The following is a 21,754-nucleotide window of genomic DNA, read 5'->3' as shown; positions in this document are numbered from 1 at the left end:
CTTCACCTCTTAAGGAGTCTTCACGCGGGCGATCAGAAGACGTGCAAGAGCAAGAACAATGAAAGTGACCACGAACAGAATGCAGCCGAGTGCCAGCAAGGCGCTCATATGCATTCCGGATGCTTCATTGAACTCGTTCGCGATACGGGAAGCGATCGTCGAACTTGGGTCGAAGAGCGAGAGGGACAGGCGGTTCGCATTACCGATCACGAAGGTGACCGCCATCGTCTCGCCAAGGGCGCGCCCGAGGCCGAGCATGATGGCGCCGATGATGCTGACGCCGGCCTGAGGAATCAAAACGTAGCGCACCACTTCCCAGGTGGTGCAGCCAATGCCGTAGGCGCTCTCGCGCAGGATGCTGGGGATCTGATCCAGCATGTCGCGTGTGATCGACGCGATGAAGGGAATGATCATGATCGCCAGAATAATTCCTGCCGTCAGCATGCCGACACCGGACGGCACGCGCGCATAGAGAATGGTTCCGAGGATCGGAATGCCCTCCACGATGGTCGTGAGAGGAATCTGGACGTAGTTGGCGAAGAGCGGAGCGAAAACGAAAAGGCCCCACATGCCGTAGATGATGCTCGGCACCGCAGCCAGCAGCTCGATGACGGTCGAGACTGGACGCCGGAGCCACGGCGGACAGAGCTGCGTCAGGAAGATCGCAATGCCGATGGAGATCGGCACACCAATCGCAAGAGCGATTAGAGCCGAGGTCAACGTGCCGGTGATGGCAACCCAGGCGCCGAATTGTTCCGCTCCCACGTTCCAGATGCTGGACGTGATGAACCCGAAACCGAATTCCTGGAAGGCGGACCATCCACCATAAACCATCGTGCCGAGGATTCCGGCGAGGACGGCAAGAACAATCAGGGCAGAGCCGTAACTTGCCCAGCGAAAGCCCTGATCGAAGACAGGTGAAGAACGGCGGCGGACGGTCTGCATGTTGTTCGACACGACGATCTCATCAGACAAAACAGCCATCCGCCTTACTCCACGATTAAGTCTGTGACCAGCTTACATCTTGTAGACGGGCTGACCGGAGCTGGTCTTGATGTCCTTCGACCAGATTGCGCGGATCTGCTCGACGACGTTGTCCGGCAGCGGGACGTAGTCGAGGTCGGACGCAAGCTTGTCGCCGCTCTTGAAGGACCAGTCGAAGAACTTCAGCACCTCAGCCGCCTGCTCCGGCTTGTCCGCAGTCTTGTAGACCAGGATGAAGGTCGGGTTCGTGATCGGCCAAGCATCATCGCCTGCCTGGTTGGTCAGCGAGATGCCGAAACCGGGAGCCGACGACCAGTTGGCGCTGGCGGCAGCGGCCTGGAACGACTTGATCTCAGGCTGCGGATACTTGCCGGCCTTGTTCTGAAGCAGAGTGTGAGGAATGTTGTTCTGCTTGGCATAGGCGTATTCGACATAGCCGATCGAGTTCGGAACCTGCTTCACCGTAGCGGCCACGCCCTCGTTACCCTTGCCGCCCTGACCGATCGGCCAGTTGACCGTGGTGCCGGCGCCGAGCTCGGACTTCCAGGCATCGGAGACCTGCGACAGGTAGGTAGTGAACACGCTGGTCGTGCCCGAAGAGTCGGAGCGATAGACCGGGGTGATATTGGCGTTGGGGAGGTTCACGCCGGCGTTCAGCTGAGCGATCTTGGGATCGTTCCACTTGGCGATCTTGCCTTGGAAGATATCCGCCAGAACCTGGCCTGTGAGCTTGAGCTGACCGGGCTGGACACCCTGGATGTTCACGACGGGAACGACAGCACCCATCACGGTCGGGAACTGCAGAAGGCCGTTCTTCTCAAGATCCTCGCCCTTCATCGGGGCATCGGTCGCGCCGAAATCGACGGTCTTGGCCTGGATCTGCTTGATGCCGCCGCCAGAACCGATCGACTGATAATTCATGCCGTTGCCAGTCTCCTTCTTGTAGGCCTCAGCCCACTTCGAATAGACCGGGAAGGGGAAGGTCGCGCCTGCGCCGGTGATGTCAGCAGCAGATGCCGTGGTCGTAAGGCTCGCGACGGCAAGGCCAGCCGCAATGGCGTAGGACAAAATCTTCACGGTAAGTCTCCTGTTCATAAGCGCGACAGGCCGCTTTGAAGCCTGGGCCGCGTCACGCGATGGGACAGCTAGGCCCGACGGATGTCTCCTCTACGACAGTTGGATGACAATTACATGACACCCCCAAAGGATCCTTGAGAGGCCTGGATTTGTGCCAGTGGATGACAGTTGGCGTGACAGGATCGGCCGCTAAGGACGAGGCGCTGCCTCCGGGAGCCGCACGGTAAAACGGGCGCCCTGCCCCGGTTCGCTGGCAATATCGAAATGGCCCCGATGGCGGTTGACGATATGCTTGACGATGGCAAGGCCGAGGCCCGTCCCTCCCTTGTCCCTGCTCTGGACGACATCGACCCGGTAGAACCGCTCGGTCAGGCGCGGCAGGTGCTCTGGCGCGATGCCAGGGCCGTAATCCTGCACGGAGAAGGCAACCTGCGGAGTCGGCCCCTCGATACGGGCGACCTCGACATCCACCCTCCCGCCGCTCTCGCCGTATTTCACAGCGTTCTCGATCAGGTTCTCGGCAACGCGCAGAAGTTCGTCCCGGTCACCGAACACGAAGACGGGCCGGTCCGGCAGCGTGACTTTGATAACCACCCCCCGCTCCTTCGCCAAAGGCGAGAGGGTTTCCACCATCTGGGCGGCGATGGAGGCAAAGTCGAGGGTCTGAGTCGGCGAGAGGTGGGCGCGCATCTCGATGCGCGACAGGGACAAAAGGTCGTCGATCAGGCGCTTCATACGCTGCGCTTGCCCCTTCATGATGTCGAGGAAGCGTTCTCTCGCCTTGACGTCGTCGCGAGCCGGGCCCTGCAGGGTTTCGATAAAGCCGAGGACCGAGGCCAGCGGGGTGCGCAGTTCATGGCTCGCATTGGCGACGAAATCGGCCCGCATGGCCTCGAGCCGCCGGGCGGAGGTGAGATCGCGGAAGAACAGGACGACGCCGGCCTTGACCTCGGGATCGGCCACATCGGCCTGGAGGGGGCCGATATGCACCTCGAAAGTCCGCTCGGTCGGAATTCTCTCGGAATACTCGACCTTCAGGGCCTCGCCGCTTTCCAGGACCTCCTGAATGCCGTCGAGTACGTCCGGGGTGCGCAGGGCAAAGGACAAGGGGTGGCTCGTCTTCAGCCCCGTCAGGAGATCATAGGCGGCCCTGTTGGCCTCGATCACCACCGACCGCTGGTCCACCAGAATGACCGGATCGGGGATCTGGGCGAGAACTGCCTCGGCGACGCTGGAGCGCCGGGCCGCCCTCGGCTGTGATGTAATTCCGGCACCGAGTCCGAGGCTGCGCTTGGGGCCGGCGACGAGAAAACCGGCGAGAATGGCCACCATGGCCCAGAACAGGAGCCATGCATCCCCATAACCCCGCACCAGCGCGACGACGACCAGCACGAAACAGGTCACGACAGCACCGCGCAAAGCGGCGTCACGGATCGGAGTGGCGCTCTGCCGGCTAGGGTCCGGCGTGAGGTCGTCGGGATTGCTCATGGGAAAATGTCTTGGAGGCGCTGCCTGCACTCTTTAGGACAGGCTCCGCCAAGTGTCATCTCCCGCCAAGCTCGACCTCGCCAGGGACATCGTTCTCATCCGGCTTGAAAGCCAGCCGGGCCGACCGGATGCGATTGCGGATCTCGTAGGCGCCGAGGATCGCAAGGGCGATCACGAAGGGGATGAGGTAATAGCAGAGGCGGTAAAGAAGCAGCGCGCCCAGCACCGGCTCGCGGGGATAGTTCGACAAGGCCAGCAGAATGGTTGCCTCGAAGACTCCGAGCCCTCCCGGCGCATGACTTGCGACACCCAGCATGACGGCGAAGATATAGACCGCCAGGAAGGTCTCGAAGCTGAGATTGTGCCCTCCGGGCAGGAGCACGAAGAGAACGCCGGCGCCAGCACAGACATCGCCCGCGCCGATCAGGATCTGGGCAAGCGATAGGCGAAAGCCCGGCAGCTCCAGCTTCCAGCCCTGAATCTTCACGGCGCGGCGCTTGATCGAGACCCACACCATGTAAGTGAGGACAAAGACGGCGGCACCCAGGCCCAGAAGCTGGTTCATCCAGATATGGGTATAGACGAGGCTCGCCAGCTCGTCGGCCATCCTGATCAGGCTCCAGGCCAAAACCAGGGCCATGCCAAGCCAGAAGGTCACCCCGGCGATCACCGTGAGGCTCGCCACCCGCCCCGGGCTCACTCCCTTCGGGGAATAGATCCAGTAACGGACCGTGCCAGCCGTCAGAAGCGGGAACCCGAGAGTAAAGCTCACCGCATAGCTCGTGAAGGACGCGAGAGCGGTCGTGCGGTAGGGAATCTGCAGCTTGAGCTGCCGCAGAGCGATGGCATCGTAGCAGGTCAGCAGGCTGTAGCTGATGGCGGTGAAGAGGATTGCGAGACCGATCTGGCGCAGGCTGGCAGCCGTGAAAGCGGCTTTCAATTCATTGACATCGATTTCTGACACGATGTGCCAGAGAACCACCAGTGACGCACCAAACAGGATGATGCTCGCCGCCATCCCGATCCAGGCGAACCGACGGGAGCGACGCTCCTTCGGATGAAGGGCTTCGGCAGAGGACATCTCCGGTGGCGATACCGGCTGGGGACTCATATCATTCATGAAAGCGGTCAATCAGCCTCAGCGTGGAAAAGATCGCATCGGGGTACGAGGGCTGTCCTGCATCTATGCGCTGGCAGGAGGAACTGCCAGACGCCGCCGGCCTTTTAATGGTTTCGCAAGGCCGGCGCTACTCTTTCGCCGGAGAAATCGCCACTGGAACCCGATGTGGGTTGTCAGCCTCGAAAAAGGCCTACAACAATGATTCCCTTGATCGGAGACTTGGCCACAGGGGCGGCCTCAGGAGTTTTGAGTGGATTTCAAGGAAACAGAAACGCAATTTGCTGTTCTGGCGGAGTCTCTGCCTCAACTCGTCTGGTCGACCCGCCCTGATGGATCTGTTGATTACGTGAATCGCCGATGGCGTGAGTTTACCGGACTTTCAGGCGAGCAATTTTTAGGAAACGGCTGGGAAGTTACCATTCACCCTGACGATCTGCCTCAGGTCCGGGAGCAATGGCGTCGTTCCCTTGAAACCGGACAGGCCTATGAATGGGAATATCGGGTCAGGAACGCCGCCGGAGGCTACGAATGGTTTCTCAGCCGGGCCATTCCGATCCAGGACCTGACCGGAAAGATCACCCGCTGGTTCGGCACGAGCACCAATATCGATGCTCAGAAGACGGCGGAAGAAGCCGTTCGTCTGCTTGAGAGCCAATATCGGCTCGCACTCGAGGCCGCCGATCTCGGGACCTGGCAGATCGATCTGGAAAAGAGCCTGATCACCTGGGACGAGGGTACTTGCACCCTCTACCATCTTCCCCATAACGGATTGTATAGCCTCACTCTCGAAGAGGCTTGGCAAATGATCCATCCGGACGACGTGGAGGCGGTCAAGGCGCGGATTGCGGCGGCGGCTGCTCCCGGATCCGACGGTCAATACGACAGCCAGTACCGCGCCATCCTGCCCGACGGAAAGCTCCGCTGGTTCCGCTCGCACGGACAGGCCCTTTATTCCAATGAAGGCGGTACCTATCGCGCTATCAGTCTCTATGGCGTCGTCAGCGATATCACTGAGCGCCATGCCCTGGAAGAGGGCCAGAAGCTTCTGACACGGGAACTCAACCATCGCGTCAAGAATCTGTTTGCCATCGCAAACGGCATGGTCTCGATGACCGCCCGCACGGCCAAGGATCCCAAGGATATGGCGAATGCCCTACGTGGGCGCCTGAGTGCGCTCTCGCGGGCGCATGAACTGGTTCAGCCTGCCTCAGCAAGCGAGATAGGCGCAGGTGCGGATGTGGAACTTGCCCGGCTGATCGAAGCGGTCCTCGAGCCCTATCGACAGGCCGGCCAGAACAAGATCACGATCGAGGGACCAAGCGTTCTCGTCGGCTCCAATACAACCACCAGCCTTGCTCTCGTGCTGCACGAACTGGCTACGAACGCCGCCAAATATGGCTGCCTGTCCTGCCCGGAGGGCGAGTTGTCCATTCAGTGGACGTTGCAGAATGAGAATGTCGATTTTCTCTGGACCGAGGCTTGTGGTCCGCGGATTGAGAGCCCTCCCACCTTTGAAGGGTTTGGCACCCAGCTGTCGCAGCGAAGCATCACCGGACAGCTCGGCGGTACGCTCGATCGGGACTGGCGCCCGGAAGGCTTGCGCGTTCATATGATCCTGCCGCTCAATCGCCTGACAGCTTGATCGACCATGACCTTCTATCGTCGCGTCCTTGTGCTGGGCGGAGCACGCTCCGGAAAAAGCCGCACAGCCCTTCAACTGGCCGAAAGCACGTCGCCAGATCGAACCTACATCGCCACGGCCCAAGCCTTCGACGATGAAATGCGCTCGCGCATCGCGCAGCATCGAGCCGAGCGCGATCAATCCTGGCAAACGATCGATGCTCCGTTGGATCTTGTGCAAGCCGTTCAGGCTCAGGCCGCACCTCGAAAAGCCGTGCTGGTCGATTGCCTGACGCTCTGGCTCTCGAACATCGTCCTGGCCGAGCGCGATCCTACCCATGAGGCGGACCGACTGATTCAGGCGGTACGGGAGGCACAGGGTCCGTTGATCCTGGTCTCGAATGAGGTCGGCCAGGGCATCGTGCCGCCGACGCCGTTGGGACGTACATTCCGCGACGAGCAGGGCCGCCTCAATCAGCGGATCGCGGAGGCTTGCGACGCGGTCGTCTTCGTGGCTGCGGGCTGCCCGATCCTGCTCAAGCCGGCCCCTCCCCTGCGGCTGAGGCTGGAGTAAAGCTTCCTCGCTCAGCGTACTCTGGCCCGGACTTCGGCGCTCAACGTATCGATGGCGACGGGCGTTGAGATCCCACCGCAGATCGTGAGCTTGCCCGGCAGTGCCAGGCGCCGATCCAAAGGCACGGCCTCCGCAAGGGCGGGGTGAGCGAAGAGCGCGGTACCGTTGTCGACCGCTTGGCGTGATGCCGCATCGACGAGCATGAAATCCGGCGGCGTCGTGACAATGGCTTCGAGACGCGCGACACCGCCCTGAGCCAGCTCCAGGGCCTCTTGGTGCAGCCGAAAACCCATGTGAACCAGAATCTCGCCGAGTGGCGAATGGGGAGCCATGACCCATCCGCCTCGCTCATAGACCAGGATGCTGCGCTTTGCCGGGACGATCCCCCTCGCCCGCTCCAGGGCCGCATCGATCCGGGCGATCAGTGCCTCGCCGCGGTCCGGATGCCCAAGCCTGCGGGCCAGGGTACGGATCTGCCCACGGCCATCCTCCAGGCCCGCCCAAGGCCCGAGAGGCAGCACGTCCAATCCTTGCCGTCTCAGCAAAGCAACCTGTTCCTGCTGGCCATAGGTGCCCGCCAGCACAAGGTCCGGCCGGCTGAACAGGATCGTTTCCGCGCTGCTGTCATTCAGGGGAATCTCGGCGGCCTGATCGCTTAGGAAGGCCATTGACGGGTCTCGCGCGAGACGGCTCAAGGAGGCAATCTGATTGCGATCCGCTAGGGCGAGAAGCAGTTGATCCGTGCAGAGATTAAGGGAAGCGACCCGCTCAGGTTTCGATTGAGCCTGTGCTGGGCCGACAATCGTCAGTGTCAGGCCGAGCCGTAGGACATTTCCAAGCAGGCACCTGAAGCCTTGTCGAGACATGAGCGATATTCCGGGCCAGGGAGCAGATCTGGTCTTACCTATTGCATCATTAAGATTGCGACATTTCGCCGTCAAAAGATTAAGATTTGTTCAGATTATTTCCTTCCAAATTATAGATGTTCGATGGTAACCCTGTGTAGATGAGTAGGCACAAAAGGTCGCACACTGGAACAATTTCAGAAATTTAAGGCCAAGCTGACCTATTCTGGACATAACGACCTACCACATACTTGCCTCAGTTGAACGAAGAACGACCGTGCACCCGCCGTGGCGGAGAAGCGGTGCATTCCTGGGGGCTTATTCATATGCAAATCGCTCTGACAGCGTCTCAGGACGCGTGCCAGCAGACGGCTATTTGCCTCAAAATTGAGAAGCAGAACGGGCCCAAGTCCCGTGTTGAATCCCGCCAGCGCTCACGCTTGCAGGGAGGAAGAACCCTGCTGGACCTCACCAAGTGCTTCGGTCTCGGCGCCTGCCTGACGATTGCTATCGGCACGGCGGTCCACACGCGCTCCGCCTCGGCAGCGGAACCGTGGACAACGCTGCCGGCTGCCCTCGATGCCAGTCAGAGGGCCATTCAGATGCCATCCGCCCCCGCGGCGACACCGTTCACTATGTCCACGGAAGAAGCTGCCCCTGCCGATCCTCTCGAAGCGATCGTTCCAGTTGCAGCTGTCGAGGCGACGCCGGCCGAACTGCAGAAGCAGATCATCCTGTCCATTCCCCTATCCGATGCACCGTCCCCGGAGACCCGCAAGGACGAGGAACCCGTTTCCCGCGAACTCACCGAATTCATGGAATTCGAGGAGATGCGGGTGCCTGTCTGGATCGTCGACACGATCATGCGCGCCTCCAAGCTGACCGGTGCCGATCCGGTCTATATGATGGCCCTGGCGGACAAGGAATCGAGCTTTCTGCCCGGCAATAAGGCTTCGACATCGTCTGCCGTCGGTCTGTTCCAGTTTATTTCCAGTACATGGCTCGAAGCCGTGCGGTCGTTTGGCCCCTTGCATGGCCTGATCGCCGAAGCAGAAGCGATCGTCGGCGCGGGTGCGAAGATCGATGTCGCGGATACAAGCATGCGCCAGCACATTCTCGGTCTGCGCCGCAATCCTTACATCTCGGCTCTCATGGCCGCCGAGATGATGAAGCGTGATAAGACGAAGATCGAAGCCAAGCTCGGGCGCAAGCTGAGCCGCTCGGAATTCTATCTGTCCCATTTCTTCGGGGTCGACAGCGCAAGCAAGTTCATCGCGCTGGTGGACGACACTCCGAAGAAGAGCGCCCCTGACGCCTTCCCGGCCGCCGCGAAGTCCAACAAGTCGCTGTTCTTCACCAAGGACGGCAAGAAGACCCGCCAGCTCAGCGTGGCCGAGGTCTACGACAAAATCGACGATATGATCGACAAGCGCCTCAACCGTTACGAGGCGGTATCGGCCCGGGCCACTGCAGACGCTTCGGCCTTCTGATTGGACTCGTCCACCTCGCCCGAATTGCTCGATGTCGGGACCGGATCCTCAACAGCATTGATGTCTGCGCGAGGCGTCAGGCTGGCCGTAGCGGAGCTGGTGGGTGCGATGTCCGCAAAGCCTCCCTTGGCAGGAGAACGCTGAACCTGAAGGATCCGCATCACGATGAAGACGACGAGTCCCAGCGAGGCCAAGGCGGAGTAGATGAACAGCCCCTTCGGCCCCATCATCTCCATCGCCGCAGCACCGAACAGCGGCCCCACGGTGACGCCGGCAGCCCAGGAAAACAGCAGAGTACCGACGGTAGAAACGATCTGCCCTGGCTCCACGATATCGCAGGCATGGGCCACGCAGACGGAATAGATACAGAGGGCCAAACCACCCCAGGCCGCGAAGGACCATAGGATCAGCAAGTTCACGCCCTGCGCGCTCGCCCACAAGATCAGAAGCGAAATGAGACTCGTTCCCGCCGCGAGCCCGGCGATCACATAGCGGCGATCCGCCCGGTCTGAGAGCCACCCAAGCGGCCATTGCATCGCGAGGCTGCCGGCCTGCAGCGCAAACAGAAGCGCGGCGGCCTGATCCTGGCTCAATCCGATGCTGACGCCGAAGACGGGTGTGATGGCGATGACGGGGCCGTTGACCAAGCCGACCACGAACGCTCCGACTACCGCTGAGGGAGCCGTCGCGAACAGCTTTCTCACCTCGATCCGCACGCCCTGCGGCGCAGGCGGTTCCTTCGTCATCGTCGCGGCGATGGGCAGGAGCGAGAGCGTGATCAGCGCGCTCACCGTCATGAACAATCCGTCCGTGCGGATATCCCCAAAGCTGATCCCGAGCGGCGACAGCATCAGGGCGACCTTTGTGCAGATCATGTAGATCGACAGGATCCGCCCGCGATGGCTCGATGTGGCGCGGGCGCTGATCCACCCGTCAGTGACGGTGAAGATGCAGGCCAGTGTCACGCCCGTCAGCCCACGCAGGATGATCCACGCCAACGTCGAGTGAGCCTGGGTCATGACGAGGATCAGGACGGACACCATCGCTGCAAGGCTGGCAAAGGCCCTGATGTAGCCCACGTGACGAATGAAACTCGGGGCTAGGAAGCAGCCTGTCGAGAAACCAAGTCCGTAAGCCGCTGCGACGACGCCGATGGAGGCGACGGAGATTCCCTCCGCCTGCATGCGCAAGGGCATCAGGGCCTGCAGCAGACCATTCCCAGCCTGCAGCAAGGTGGTTGCGGCCGTGATAGTCCAGATGAGGGCGAGGGAGGAGTTCACAATCGAATCGGTGATACGAAGCGGCGAAGACGCAAGTCAGTAAGATAGAAAACAGGTGCCGCCCAAGATCAAGAGTCGATCCGAACCGAGTGGATGTTCTTTAGTCGGTTCGGCATACCCGGCCGAATGCGCCGGACATGCGGCAAAGATCGTCAGTTCTCACTAGCCTGGACGATCCTTCTGAAAGCTTGCGAAAAGATAGAACCCGTTGAAGCGCACGCCTTCCACGGCGGCCTTCCGGTCGAAGCCGAGGGGCGCTTCCTGGCTCTCGATCCGTCCGCCGAATTCCCAATGCGGTTCGACGACGAACGAAGGAACCGAACGCTCTTCCGGAACAGCACAAACCAAACCGTCCGGCTTCGTACTTCGGAACAGATTATATGAGTACATGTCCTGCTCCCTTATTCGCATCACGAATCGCACCCTGCCGGAAAAGAGTGACAGGAGTGTGATATTGCAGCGCAACAAAAGCAGAATTTCTTCTTCTCTTTGAAACGATGGAAGTGGCGCAAAGGGATGGTCCTTTGTTAGGCTCATCTCCAGCCCGTTGGGTTCAACGACAGAAGAGGGAGTATATTAGTATGATCACTCGGAGTGCTCTTCGGCGAGGTCTTGTTGGCCTCGGCCTTCTTGCCAGCCTTCCCTTATCTGCACCGGTTTTCGCCCAGGCTCTCGCTCCTTCCCCCGAAGCTCCCACGGGGCGTACGCTCAAGCCTGCAGGCACGGCGACGAGGGACATGGTTGCCGCTGCCAATCCCCTGGCCGCGCAAGCGGGCCGGGAAATTCTTGCTGCTGGCGGCAGCGCCGTCGATGCGGCCATTGCTGTTCAGCTTGTTCTCAATCTCGTCGAGCCGCAGAGCTCCGGCATCGGCGGCGGCGCCTTCATGGTCTTTTGGGACGGAAAGACCATGACCACGCTCGACGGTCGTGAAACGGCTCCCGCTGCGGCAAAGCCCGAACGCTTTCTCGGGCCTGACGGCAAGCCGATGAAATTCTACGATGCCGTGGTCGGCGGCCGCTCAGTGGGTGTGCCGGGCACTTTGCGCCTGCTGGAAACGGCTCACAGGAACTGGGGCAAGCTCTCCTGGCCGCAGGTGATCGAACCAGCGGCACGTCTCGCCGAGGAAGGCTTTGCGATTTCACCGCGCCTCAACGGCCTTCTGACCCAGGAAAAATATCTCCAGAGCGATCCCACCGCGCGCGCCTATTTCTACGAGGCCGACGGCAAGCCGAAAGCAGTGGGAACCGTTCTCAAGAACCCGGCCTTCGCCGAGACCCTGCGCACCATCGCCGACAAGGGTGCCGACGCCTTCTACACGGGCGAGATCGCACAGGACATCGTGAGGACCGTGACCGGCCATGCCACGAACCCGGGCGACATGACCCTGGACGATCTGAAAGGCTACAAGGTCCAGGAGCGTGATGCCGTATGCGGCAACTACCGAACCTACAGGATCTGCGGCATGGGCCCGCCGAGTTCCGGGCAGGTCGCGGTGCAGCAGATCATGGGCATCCTGGAAACGCAGGACATGGCGGCTCTGAAGCCCGGGCCTGATGCGGTGCATTGGATCGCGGAAGCGGGCCGCCTCGCCTACGCGGATCGGGCACTCTTCCTGGCTGATCCCGCCTTCGTGAATGTGCCGGTCAAGGGCTTGACCGATCCCGGTTATCTCAAGAGCCGCGCGGCTCTCGTCGATCCGAACAAGTCCATGGGCAAGGCGAAGCCCGGCGATCCGCCGTTCCAGAAGACCTTCCTGTGGGGCGCATCGGACGGTATCGAGTTCGGCACGAGCCACATGTCGATCGTGGATCGCAACGGCAATGCGGTGTCGATGACGACCACGATCGAAGACGGCTTCGGCGCGAGACTGATGGCGAAGAGCGGCTTCCTGCTCAACAACGAGCTGACCGACTTTTCCTTTGCCACAACGGAAGACGACAAACCCATCGCCAATCGCGTCGAGGCGGGCAAGCGTCCCCGCTCCTCCATGGCGCCGACCATCGTGCTCGACGGCAGCGGCAAGCTCTATGCGGTTGTGGGCTCGCCAGGGGGCAGCCTGATCATCAACTACGTGGCCAAGACCCTCGTGGGCATCCTGGACTGGAAGCTCGATCCTCAGGTTGCCGCCGATCTTCCCAATGTAGGCAGCCGCAATGGCCCGACGGAACTTGAGGCAGGAACGGAAGCCGAAGGATGGAAGGCTGGGCTGGAAGCAAAGGGCCACGAGGTCAAGCTGATCGACCAGAATTCCGGCATTCATGTTATCGTCGTGACGCCTGCAGGACTGGTCGGCGGCGCCGACAGCCGCCGCGAAGGCGTTGCCATCGGTAACTGACATGGCTTAAGCGGCTCTGTCCCGATAGGGCCGCTTACCCTATCAAAGTGAACTGCAAAGAGGATTGCGAGTGTCCATGCGTATCATCGTCGTCGGCAAGGAAGGACAGGTCGCGCGTGCCCTGGCAGAGCGTGCGAAGGCCCATGGGGCGCAAGCGGTACTCGTCGGCCGTCCCAAGCTCGATCTTGCCGATCCGTCAGGCATCGAGGATGCCCTGATCGAGACCGGCGGCGACGTGATCGTGAACGCCGCCGCCTATACGGCGGTGGATCAGGCGGAATCCGATCCCGAGCTCGCGGATGCCATCAATGGCATCGGCGCGGGCGTCGTCGCCGGCGCGGCAACTGCCATGAACGTCCCCGTCATCCATCTGTCGACCGATTATGTCTTCGACGGCACGTCCGACCGCCCCTACCGCGAGGACGATCCGGTTTCCCCGTTGGGAGCCTATGGTGCCTCCAAGCTCCTGGGCGAGGAGGCCGTGGCCGCCGAGGCGGAGAATCATGTCATCCTCCGCACAGCCTGGGTCTACAGCCCCTTCGGCAAGAATTTCGTGAAGACCATGCTGCGCCTCGCCGCCGACCGTGAGGAACTCGGGGTGGTGGGCGATCAACACGGCTCGCCCACGAGCGCCCTCGACATTGCCGACGGCATTTTCGCAGTCAGCCGCAATCTGCTCGAAAAGCCAGACGACCGGAGCCTGCGCGGATTGTTTCACATGACTGGAACCGGCTTTGCGAGCTGGGCGGAATTCGCCACGGAAATCTTTGCGCTGTCGGCCCGGTTCGGTGGCCCCTCGGCGAAGGTCCGCCCAATCGCAACGGCAGATTATCCGACGCCGGCCAAACGGCCCGCCAATTCCAGGCTCGATTGCAGCAAGCTGAAGGAGGCCCACGGCGTGGTACTCCCGCCCTGGCGATCCTCTCTTGAGCCCTGTGTGAAGCGCCTAATCGAGGAAGCCCGTAAGGAAGTCGCTCGCTGACCGCCCAATCGGAGAATGAAATTATGAAACTTTCCGTGGAAGAAGACGATTGTTCTTTTTAAAGAACAATCGTAGGATCGGTTCATGACCTCGCCTCAGCATCCCGATTATCGTTTGGAAACCCGCCTCGTTCATGAGGGCCATCAGCGCACACCGTTCGGTGAGACGTCCGAGGCGCTCTTCCTAACCCAAGGCTTTGTTTACGAAAGCGCGGAAAGTGCCGAGAGGCGCTTCCTGAACGAGGAGCCGGGGTACAGCTACAGCCGCTATTCCAACCCGACCATTGATGCCTTCGAGCAACGCATCGCCTCGCTTGAGGGGGCCGAGGCGGCCCGCGCCACGGCGAGCGGCATGGCTGCGGTCACGGCAGCCATCGTCGGGCAGGTTCAAGCCGGCGACCATGTGGTGGCGGCCCGCGCCCTCTTCGGCTCCTGCCGTTGGGTCGTGGAGGATCTGCTGCCCCGCTTCGGCGTCGGCTGTACCCTTGTCGATGGGGCGGATCTCAACCAATGGCGCGACGCGGTCCGGCCGAATACCAAAGCCTTCCTGCTCGAAACGCCGACCAATCCGAGCCTCGAGATCATCGACATCGCCGCCGTTGCCGCCATCGCGCATGAGGTTGGCGCAACCCTGACCGTCGACAACGTTTTCGCCACTCCCCTCTTCCAGAAGCCCCTCGCGCTGGGTGCCGATTGCGTCGTGTATTCGGCGACTAAGCACATTGACGGGCAAGGCCGATGTCTGGGCGGCGTGATCCTGGCCTCGACCGAATTCATCGAGACCAAGGTGCAGCAGTTTCTGCGTATGACGGGGCCGTCGATCTCGCCCTTCAATGCCTGGGTGCTCCTGAAAGGGCTGGAGACACTTCCACTTCGCGTCGAGAAGCAGACGGCGACGGCGGGCTATCTCGCGGACGCCCTCCACGATCATCCCAAGCTTCAGCGGCTGACCTATCCGGGACGCCCGGATCATCCTCAGGCCGAGCTGATCCGGCGCCAGATGAGCGGCGCCTCCACCATGATCGCCCTTGAGGTGAAGGGAGGAAAGGCCGGAGCCTTCCGCTTTCTGAATGCGCTGAAGCTGATCCGGATCTCGAACAATCTGGGCGATGCGAAAAGCCTCGTCACCCATCCGGCGACGACCACGCACCAGCGCTTTACTCCTGAACAGCGGGCCGAGATGAGTATCCCGGATGGTCTCGTACGCCTGTCAGTGGGGCTGGAGCATCAGGAAGATCTGTTGGCAGATCTCATCAATGCACTTGAAAGGGTCTGACGCGCACCGCGTTTGTCCGACCAAATGTCGGAGCAGCGAAGCGTGACATCACGGCCCTGATCGTAAAACCGCTCACTGAGGCGGCTGAGCGGGAGCCGGGGTTGACGGTGCTCGGGTGGTCGTACCCTGTGAGGACTGCATCCGGTCGAACATGCGTAAAGCCGCGTCGACACAGGATTGTGTGGATTCCCGATTGCCGCAGACGACGCGAAGCTGTGTATCGCCGCTGCGCAGGAAGAAGCGGGCGCCGCGCTCATAAAGACCGCGCCGGTCGTCCTCGTCGTCATCCCGCATGATCGGGCTGCGCCGGCGATCTCTATCGCGATCCCAGCCGTCGCGACTTTCGCGCCAGGCACCGCGACCGAAGTCATCACGATCTCGCGACGATTCCTGACCCAAGGCACCTGTTGCGAAGAGAACAAGACCGGCGGCCAGAATGAAAGCACTTTTCATATGAATCTCCCTGCGGAGACGCTCGATAGAGGAACCCGATTATCTCTTCGAGGCACTCTAGCGGTTGCGCGTCATGACGCCTGAAGTGAACAGGCCACAGGGCTCATGGTTCCTGATCCTGGATGCACCTGCTGCAGCTGCCCACCGCCTGTAAAGGAGCGCATATACGACTAACGTCGTAGCATCTACTTGATGTTCGAAAGTAAAACTCAGCCGCAATTCCAGCATGCCCGAGGTTTCATTAGCCCCCACTTGCACCGCCTGCCAAAATGACGCACCATCGCCCGAGGAATAACGCGTTCCAGCACAAGAAAACGCGGTCCTTCACAATAACGAGGGGTGAGGGAGGAAGCTGTGAAGAAAGACAAATCGTCTGCGTCAAAGACTTCGAATGCATCCAAGCAATCTCGTCGCCGGTTCCTGCAGGTTGCCGGCCTGGGAGCGGCAGCAACGGTCGCCGCTCCCCAGGTATCAAGAGCCCAGACGGCGACATGGAAATTCCAGTCGACTTGGCCGAACCGGGACATCTTCCACGAGTTCTGCAATGATTTCGCCAAGCGCGTGAACGACATGTCCGGAGGGCGTCTGAAGCTCGACGTTCTCGCCTCCGGTGCGGTCGTTCCTGCCTTCCAGCTCCAGGACGCCGTCCATGCCGGCATTCTCGACGGCGGTCACGGTGTTGCGGCCTATTGGTACGGCAAGAACAAGGCCTTCGCTCTCTTCGGCACGGGCCCGTCCTTCGGCTGGAACGCCAACTCGTTCCTCGGGTGGATGAACTATGGCGGCGGCTACGATCTCTACAACGAGCTGCAGAACCAGATCCTGAAGCTCAACATTGTCGGCTTCGTCTCCGGCCCTATGCCGGCTCAGCCGCTCGGCTGGTTCAAGAACGAAGTGACCTCTGCTGACGCCTTCAAAGGCCTGAAATACCGCACCGTCGGGCTTGCTGCTGACCTCAACCGCCAACTCGGCGCTGCGGTCACCATTCTTGCAGGCGGCGAGATCGTGCCGGCGCTGGAGCGTGGAGTCATCGACGGCGCCGAATTCAACAATCCATCCTCGGACCTAGTGCTCGGCTTCCCCGACGTCTCGAAAAACCTGATGCTCCAGAGCTATCACCAATCCGGCGAGACCTTCGAGCTCATCTTCAACAAGACGAAGTACGATGCGCTTCCACCCGAGTTGAAGGCCATCATCAAATACGCTGCCGAGTCGGAATCGGCGGACATGTCTTGGAAGGCACTCGACCGCTACTCGAAGGATCTCGAGGCCATCCGCGCCCGCGGCGTCAAGGTGATGAAGACGCCTGACTCGGTACTAAAGGTCCAGCTCGATGCCTGGAACAAGGTCATCGACGAGTTCTCGAAGGATCCGTTCTTCAAGAAGGTGATCGACAGTCAGAAAGCCTGGGTGCAGCGCACCTATGCCTATGAACGTCTGAATGAACCCTCGCGCGACATGGCCTACGACCACTTCTTCAAGGCGACCTGAAGAACGGCGCACAGGGAGCCTGCTCCCGTCTGAAGTGCTCTTTTTAAAACCGAGGGCGGCACAAGACATGCCGCCCTCGTGACACGTTCCGAAAGCTCGTGAAAGGGCTTCGATCCATGCGCTTCGTCTATTTCATCGACCGCATCAACACCTTCATCGGCAAGACGGTCGCCTGGTCGATCGTCGCCCTAACCCTCGCCGTCTGTTACGAGGTATTCTCGCGCTATGTGCTGCGGTCTCCGACCGAGTGGGCGTTCGATGCGAGCTACATGCTCTATGGCCTTCTCTTCATGGTGGCGGGCCCTTATGCGCTTGCCCGCAACAGCCATGTGAGAGGGGACTTCCTTTACCGCACCTGGCCGCCTCGGCGGCAAGCGGGATTGGATCTCGTCCTCTATTTCCTGTTCTTCTTTCCCGGCATCATCGCCCTCATTTATGCCGGCATCCCCTTCACGCAGATGTCCTGGCTGATGAACGAGCACTCCATGAACTCGCCCAATGGGCCGCCGATCTATCCGTTCAAGGCGCTCATTCCGATCGTGGGTGTGCTGATGGCGCTCCAGGGCGTGGCGGAGGTCATCCGCTGCATCACCTGCCTGCGCAATGGCGAGTGGCCACCGCGGCTCCATGACGTCGAAGAAACCGAAAAGCTCATTCTCGAGCAAGCAGAACAACAAGGCCTTACGAAGGGGACTGTCTGATGCTGGCATCGTGGGGGCTGGGAAACCCCGAACTGGGCGTGCTGATGCTCGGCCTGTTCGTGGTTTTCATCATGTTCGGATTTCCCATCGCCTTCACGCTGATGGCACTGGGCTTCGGCTTCGGCTACTTCGCCATGGGCGACATCGTGTTCGCGCTCGTGGTGCAGCGTGCCTATTCGGTGATGACGAACGACACCCTCGTCGCGATTCCGCTCTTCGTCTTCATGGGCTACATCATTGAGCGCGCCAACATTCTCGACCGGCTGTTCCACTCCATCCAGATCGCTGTCGGCGGGCTTCCCGGTTCGCTTGCTATCGCGACGCTGATGACCTGCGCCCTGTTCGCCACTGCAACGGGCATCGTCGGTGCAGTCGTGACCCTCATGGGTCTCCTTGCCTTTCCGGCCATGCTGCGCGCCGGCTATGATGTACGGCTTTCGGCCGGCGTGGTCTGTGCCGGCGGCTGCCTCGGTATTCTCATCCCGCCGAGCGTGATGCTGATCCTCTATGGCGCGACAGCCGGTGTGTCCGTGCCGAAACTCTATGCCGGCGCCCTGCTCCCAGGTCTGATGCTTGCGGGGCTCTACATGCTCTACGTGCTCATCCGCTGCGCGCTCAATCCGAGTCTTGCGCCGAAGCTCCCCCTGGAGGAGCGGAAGGTTCCCCTTGCGAAAATCATTTGGTCGCTGACTATCTCATTCTTCCCGCTGGCGCTGCTCATCCTCTCGGTGCTGGGCGCGATCTTCTTCGGTATTGCAACGCCGACCGAGGCCGCCGCCGTCGGCGCACTCGGCAGCCTCCTTCTCGCTGCAGCATATCGTTCGCTCTCATTCGGCAAGCTGAAGGAATCGGTGATCCTGACCGCGCGTACATCCGCCATGGTGTGCTGGCTCTTCGTCGGTTCCTTCATCTTCTCCTCGATCTTCGCCTTCCTCGGCGGCCATCAGCCGATCGAGGCCTTCGTCACGCATCTGAACCTTTCTCCGTTCTGGTTCCTGATCCTGACGCAGGTGATCATATTCGTGCTCGGCTGGCCTTTGGAATGGACCGAGATCGTCGTGATCTTCGTACCGATCTTCCTGCCGCTTCTCGACAATTTCGGCATCGACCCGATCTTTTTCGGTGTGCTGATCGCGCTCAACATTCAGACATCGTTCCTGTCACCACCGGTCGCTATGGCACCTTTCTATCTGAAGGGCATCGCGCCGCCGCATGTGAGTATCAACGACATCTTCGCCGGTGTAATGCCGTTCCTGTTTCTCGTCATCGTCGCCATGGCAATGTTCTACACCTTTCCGGAACTCGGCCTCTGGCTGCCTCGCTATCTCTACGGCTGAGATCGAGCAGCTTGACGGCCTTGAGGCTTCGCCGTGCAGCAGTCCCTCCGGCAGCGGAACCCCGACTTCCCGTCCACGTTGGCCTCCTGTTCGTATCGCATAGGAGGCCATCATGAAGTGCGAATACTGCCATCAGGATATCGAGAACCCCTGCCACAACACGCAGGAGCTGGAGCTGCGCGCGGCAAGCCATGTGGAGCGTTGCGAGCATGCTCTCCAGGACCAGAAAGGCGCGGGACCCAGCTCGCGTGGCGGTACGTCAACCAACGGCTAAGAGGGCAACCACTTCGCAAGTGATCCCCCGCTGGACCGGGAACGATCAGCCAAAAGCATTGAGAACCCGACCTTGGAATTTCGCGAGCAGACGATCACACCAATCCAGATTCGCCGAAAAGTGCTCTAGCCCCTCAGAAGTGCTCCGACGGCCCGCGAAAGCGGGCCGTTTCTTTGTCGGGCTCGCCCGACATAAAAGGCAAGGCGGCAATGAGTTTATAGAACAGCCTCCAATATAAGATCCTTAATAACATTGCTGACCAAAATAACCTTGAAAATCTGTTGTTATTTTCCACGCATCGGACATTGTGCTCGCGGTTGTAGTGAAAACGAAAACAAACCAACCCGGGAATACTTTTCAGGAGGACCTTTATGACTGCGTCGTCGCTCAGCTTTAAGCTTGCCGTTCTGTTCGTCATCGCAGGCATGGCGATGGGAATTGGAATGGCAGCATCCCAGGATCACTCGATCATGCCGGCACACGCCCACCTGAACCTGCTCGGCTGGGTGTCCCTGTTTCTCTTCGGTATCTATTACGAGCGCCGCCCGGCCCTCGACACGAGCCGTTTGGCCCTGATCCAGGTCATCGTCTGGTCGATCGGCACCGTCATCCTGACCATCGCCGTCGCCGCCCTTCATCTTGGTTACACCGCTGCCGATCCGGTTGCCGCGCTCGCGTCGCTGATCGTGCTCGCCGCAATGGTTCTGTTCGCCTACTTCGTCTTCAGGCCAACCCGTGACATCGCCTCGTCACCGAAGGCTCGCCTGACGCCGGCCGAGTAAAAGCAAGCTGATGGGGCGGCTCCTGCCGCTCCAGCACCCATCACTACCATCCGCAAGTCCCCTTTCGCGCCTGCAGAACCTGCCGCTCTTCTGAGTGGAGTTGGATCACCGATGTTCAAAAAAGCAAAAGCCCCGCACGAGGCGAGGCTGGCCTTATCGAACCTTTGGCGCTCCCTAGGGGACTCGAACCCCTGTTTTCGCCGTGAGAGGGCGACGTCCTAGACCGCTAGACGAAGGGAGCTAGCAAGGTGGAGGCCGCTCGTATAACCACCCTTCCGAATCCCTTCAAGTCCTTTTGCTGAAAAAAGCGAACGGCCCAGGTGAAATGAGGATGCGGTGAACGACGCGACCCGACAGGAATGGCTTTTGGAAGACGGTATTACGGCCGAGCGGCTCGACCGGGTGCTGGCACGGCTGCAGGCCGATCTGTCGCGCAGCCGCCTGCAGGCGCTGATCCGCGATGGTCAGGTGGCCGTCGATGGCGTGCCCGTCCTCGATCCGAATCGGAAGGTTGCGGGCGGCGTCCGGATTGCGCTGACAGTGCCGCCGCCCGTTCCCGCGGAACCTCCCGGCGAAACGATGGAGCTTGCCATCGTCTACGAGGACGACGATGTGATCGTGATCGACAAGCCGCCGGGGCTCGTGGTTCATCCGGCGGCCGGGCACGATTCCGGCACCCTGGTGAACGCCCTTATCGCCCATTGTGGGGAGAGCCTCTCCGGCATCGGCGGTGTGAAGCGGCCCGGCATCGTCCATCGCCTCGACAAGGATACCTCAGGCCTGCTGGTGGTCGCCAAGAACGACCTCGCCCATCAGGCACTCGCAGCGCAATTCGCTGATCATGGCCGGACCGGGCCACTGAAGCGCGCCTATCTGGCGATCCTCTGGGGCGTGCCCGAGCGGCGGCGTGGGACCGTCGAGGCAGCCCTTGCCCGCTCTACGCATAACCGCGAGAAGATCGTCGTGGTGGGCGAGGATCGCGGTCGCTATGCCATCACCCATTACGAGCTTCAGGAGAGCCTGCCTCCCACCCAACCCATCGCGAGCCTGGTCCGGTGCGAGCTGGAGACGGGACGCACGCACCAGATCCGGGTTCACATGGCCCATCTCGGCCACCCACTCCTGGGGGATGCGACCTACGGCTCCGGCTTCAAGACCAAGGCGAACCGACTCTCGGAGCCGCAGAAGGAGGCGCTGAACGCCCTGAACCGGCAGGCTCTGCATGCCGCGATCCTCGGCTTCGAGCATCCGCGCAGCGGGGAGTTCCTGCGTTTCGAGAGCCCCCTCCCCGCCGATATGGCTGCGCTTCTCCAGGCATTGCGGGCCGAAATTTAGCGTCAATCGGTCGCAAAATCAGGTTAGGCTGGCACCCTTGCGACCCTGAAGCGTTCACCACGTCTTGAAGCCTGACGCCTCTATTCGGACAAGGTTGAACCGCTTATATAGGGGGCAAGGCGGCCGGCCCTGGAGGGGGGCCGCCCCAGGCTTGCCTCGTGGTGAGGGAGCCAAAGGAGGAGAAGACATGGCTGCAGCGCTTCCAGTGCTTGCCAATGAAGGGGGCCTTTCGCGCTATCTCGACGAAATCCGTCGCTTCCCCATGCTTGAGCCGCATGAGGAGTACATGCTCGCCAAAAGCTGGCGCGAG

At 60.9% G+C, this 21,754-nt stretch carries 21 protein-coding genes and 1 tRNA gene; 13 read left to right on the top strand and 9 right to left on the bottom strand.

Translation table 11 applies throughout. The features are described from left to right. Positions 1 to 9: 9 nt before the first annotated feature. The 4 genes from pstC to ACS5Q1_RS14975 all read right to left on the bottom strand — a co-directional run bounded on the left by pstC (position 10) and on the right by ACS5Q1_RS14975 (position 4,669). Positions 10 to 945, bottom strand: coding sequence for a phosphate ABC transporter permease subunit PstC (gene pstC / locus ACS5Q1_RS14990; RefSeq protein WP_473099000.1), 936 nt, complete (start codon positions 943 to 945; stop codon positions 10 to 12). 72 nt (positions 946 to 1,017) lie between these two features. Then, the gene (pstS, locus tag ACS5Q1_RS14985) at positions 1,018 to 2,061 is read right to left on the bottom strand and encodes a phosphate ABC transporter substrate-binding protein PstS (protein WP_473098949.1); all 1,044 of its coding nucleotides are present in this window, start codon (positions 2,059 to 2,061) and stop codon (positions 1,018 to 1,020) included. Positions 2,062 to 2,250: 189 nt separating this feature from the next. Beyond that, positions 2,251 to 3,549, bottom strand: coding sequence for an ATP-binding protein (locus tag ACS5Q1_RS14980; protein WP_473098948.1), 1,299 nt, complete (start codon positions 3,547 to 3,549; stop codon positions 2,251 to 2,253). Between the two features lie 55 nt (positions 3,550 to 3,604). Beyond that, complete coding sequence (locus tag ACS5Q1_RS14975) at positions 3,605 to 4,669, bottom strand: lysylphosphatidylglycerol synthase domain-containing protein (protein ID WP_473098947.1); 1,065 nt, start codon at positions 4,667 to 4,669, stop codon at positions 3,605 to 3,607. 250 nt (positions 4,670 to 4,919) lie between these two features. Between ACS5Q1_RS14975 and ACS5Q1_RS14970 the strand changes: the two genes are divergently transcribed. Next, positions 4,920 to 6,311, top strand: a complete 1,392-nt coding sequence (locus ACS5Q1_RS14970) for a sensor histidine kinase (RefSeq protein ID WP_473098945.1) — start codon at positions 4,920 to 4,922, stop codon at positions 6,309 to 6,311. 6 nt (positions 6,312 to 6,317) lie between these two features. Then, a complete protein-coding gene (cobU, locus tag ACS5Q1_RS14965) occupies positions 6,318 to 6,863 on the top strand; it encodes a bifunctional adenosylcobinamide kinase/adenosylcobinamide-phosphate guanylyltransferase (protein WP_473098944.1) in 546 nt (181 codons plus the stop codon). A gap of 11 nt (positions 6,864 to 6,874) precedes the next feature. Here cobU and ACS5Q1_RS14960 read toward each other — a convergent pair whose 3' ends face one another. After that, positions 6,875 to 7,666 carry an ABC transporter substrate-binding protein gene (locus ACS5Q1_RS14960; RefSeq protein WP_473098999.1) on the bottom strand — a complete coding sequence of 264 codons (792 nt, stop codon included), beginning with the start codon at positions 7,664 to 7,666 and terminating at the stop codon, positions 6,875 to 6,877. 368 nt (positions 7,667 to 8,034) lie between these two features. Here ACS5Q1_RS14960 and ACS5Q1_RS14955 point away from each other — a divergent pair, with 368 nt between their 5' ends. Further along, positions 8,035 to 9,198, top strand: coding sequence for a transglycosylase SLT domain-containing protein (locus ACS5Q1_RS14955; RefSeq protein ID WP_473098943.1), 1,164 nt, complete (start codon positions 8,035 to 8,037; stop codon positions 9,196 to 9,198). On the opposite strand, the gene ACS5Q1_RS14950 is transcribed toward ACS5Q1_RS14955, so the two are convergent. Both ACS5Q1_RS14950 and ACS5Q1_RS14945 read right to left on the bottom strand, forming a co-directional pair. Then, on the bottom strand, positions 9,150 to 10,478 hold the full coding sequence (locus tag ACS5Q1_RS14950) for an MFS transporter (protein ID WP_473098942.1): 1,329 nt from the start codon (positions 10,476 to 10,478) through the stop codon (positions 9,150 to 9,152). The two genes, ACS5Q1_RS14955 and ACS5Q1_RS14950, sit on opposite strands and share 49 nt — an antisense overlap. 162 nt (positions 10,479 to 10,640) lie before the next feature. Further along, on the bottom strand, positions 10,641 to 10,868 hold the full coding sequence (locus tag ACS5Q1_RS14945; RefSeq protein WP_473098941.1) for a hypothetical protein: 228 nt from the start codon (positions 10,866 to 10,868) through the stop codon (positions 10,641 to 10,643). 191 nt (positions 10,869 to 11,059) lie between these two features. On the opposite strand from ACS5Q1_RS14945, the gene ggt reads away from it, so the two are divergent. The 3 genes from ggt (at position 11,060) to ACS5Q1_RS14930 (ending at position 15,071) form a co-directional block, all read left to right on the top strand. Continuing rightward, on the top strand, positions 11,060 to 12,814 hold the full coding sequence (ggt, locus tag ACS5Q1_RS14940; protein ID WP_473098940.1) for a gamma-glutamyltransferase: 1,755 nt from the start codon (positions 11,060 to 11,062) through the stop codon (positions 12,812 to 12,814). Positions 12,815 to 12,890: 76 nt separating this feature from the next. Next, positions 12,891 to 13,796: a dTDP-4-dehydrorhamnose reductase gene (gene rfbD, locus ACS5Q1_RS14935; RefSeq protein WP_473098939.1), complete on the top strand. Its 906-nt coding sequence runs from the start codon at positions 12,891 to 12,893 to the stop codon at positions 13,794 to 13,796. 84 nt (positions 13,797 to 13,880) lie between these two features. Beyond that, positions 13,881 to 15,071 (top strand): O-succinylhomoserine sulfhydrylase, encoded by a 1,191-nt coding sequence (locus ACS5Q1_RS14930; RefSeq protein WP_473098938.1) that lies wholly within the window; start codon positions 13,881 to 13,883, stop codon positions 15,069 to 15,071. Positions 15,072 to 15,143: 72 nt separating this feature from the next. On the opposite strand, the gene ACS5Q1_RS14925 is transcribed toward ACS5Q1_RS14930, so the two are convergent. Next, positions 15,144 to 15,524, bottom strand: a complete 381-nt coding sequence (locus ACS5Q1_RS14925) for a hypothetical protein (RefSeq protein ID WP_473098937.1) — start codon at positions 15,522 to 15,524, stop codon at positions 15,144 to 15,146. Positions 15,525 to 15,878: 354 nt separating this feature from the next. Between ACS5Q1_RS14925 and ACS5Q1_RS14920 the strand changes: the two genes are divergently transcribed. The 5 genes from ACS5Q1_RS14920 to ACS5Q1_RS14900 all read left to right on the top strand — a co-directional run bounded on the left by ACS5Q1_RS14920 (position 15,879) and on the right by ACS5Q1_RS14900 (position 20,109). Next, a complete protein-coding gene (locus ACS5Q1_RS14920; RefSeq protein WP_473098936.1) occupies positions 15,879 to 17,015 on the top strand; it encodes a TRAP transporter substrate-binding protein in 1,137 nt (378 codons plus the stop codon). A gap of 116 nt (positions 17,016 to 17,131) precedes the next feature. Further along, positions 17,132 to 17,716 carry a TRAP transporter small permease subunit gene (locus tag ACS5Q1_RS14915; RefSeq protein ID WP_473098935.1) on the top strand — a complete coding sequence of 195 codons (585 nt, stop codon included), beginning with the start codon at positions 17,132 to 17,134 and terminating at the stop codon, positions 17,714 to 17,716. Further along, complete coding sequence (locus tag ACS5Q1_RS14910; RefSeq protein WP_473098934.1) at positions 17,716 to 19,053, top strand: TRAP transporter large permease; 1,338 nt, start codon at positions 17,716 to 17,718, stop codon at positions 19,051 to 19,053. The genes ACS5Q1_RS14915 and ACS5Q1_RS14910 overlap by 1 nt, the downstream gene beginning before the upstream one ends. A gap of 112 nt (positions 19,054 to 19,165) precedes the next feature. Continuing rightward, positions 19,166 to 19,327, top strand: coding sequence for a hypothetical protein (locus ACS5Q1_RS14905; RefSeq protein ID WP_473098933.1), 162 nt, complete (start codon positions 19,166 to 19,168; stop codon positions 19,325 to 19,327). A gap of 371 nt (positions 19,328 to 19,698) precedes the next feature. Then, a complete protein-coding gene (locus ACS5Q1_RS14900) occupies positions 19,699 to 20,109 on the top strand; it encodes a cytochrome b family protein (RefSeq protein WP_473098932.1) in 411 nt (136 codons plus the stop codon). A 165-nt stretch (positions 20,110 to 20,274) separates the two neighbouring features. Here ACS5Q1_RS14900 and ACS5Q1_RS14895 read toward each other — a convergent pair. Then, a tRNA-Glu gene (locus tag ACS5Q1_RS14895) sits at positions 20,275 to 20,350 on the bottom strand. Between the two features lie 95 nt (positions 20,351 to 20,445). On the opposite strand from ACS5Q1_RS14895, the gene ACS5Q1_RS14890 reads away from it, so the two are divergent. After that, entirely contained in the window at positions 20,446 to 21,444 is a 999-nt protein-coding gene (locus ACS5Q1_RS14890; RefSeq protein WP_473098930.1) for an RluA family pseudouridine synthase, read from the top strand. A gap of 187 nt (positions 21,445 to 21,631) precedes the next feature. Continuing rightward, a partial coding sequence (locus tag ACS5Q1_RS14885) for a sigma-70 factor domain-containing protein (RefSeq protein ID WP_473098998.1) occupies positions 21,632 to 21,754 on the top strand: 123 nt, incomplete at its 3' end.

This window comes from Microvirga sp. GN3, from assembly GCF_055792825.1.
Note: the sequence above shows the minus strand (reverse complement) of the source record. Positions and strands in the feature narration are given on the sequence as shown.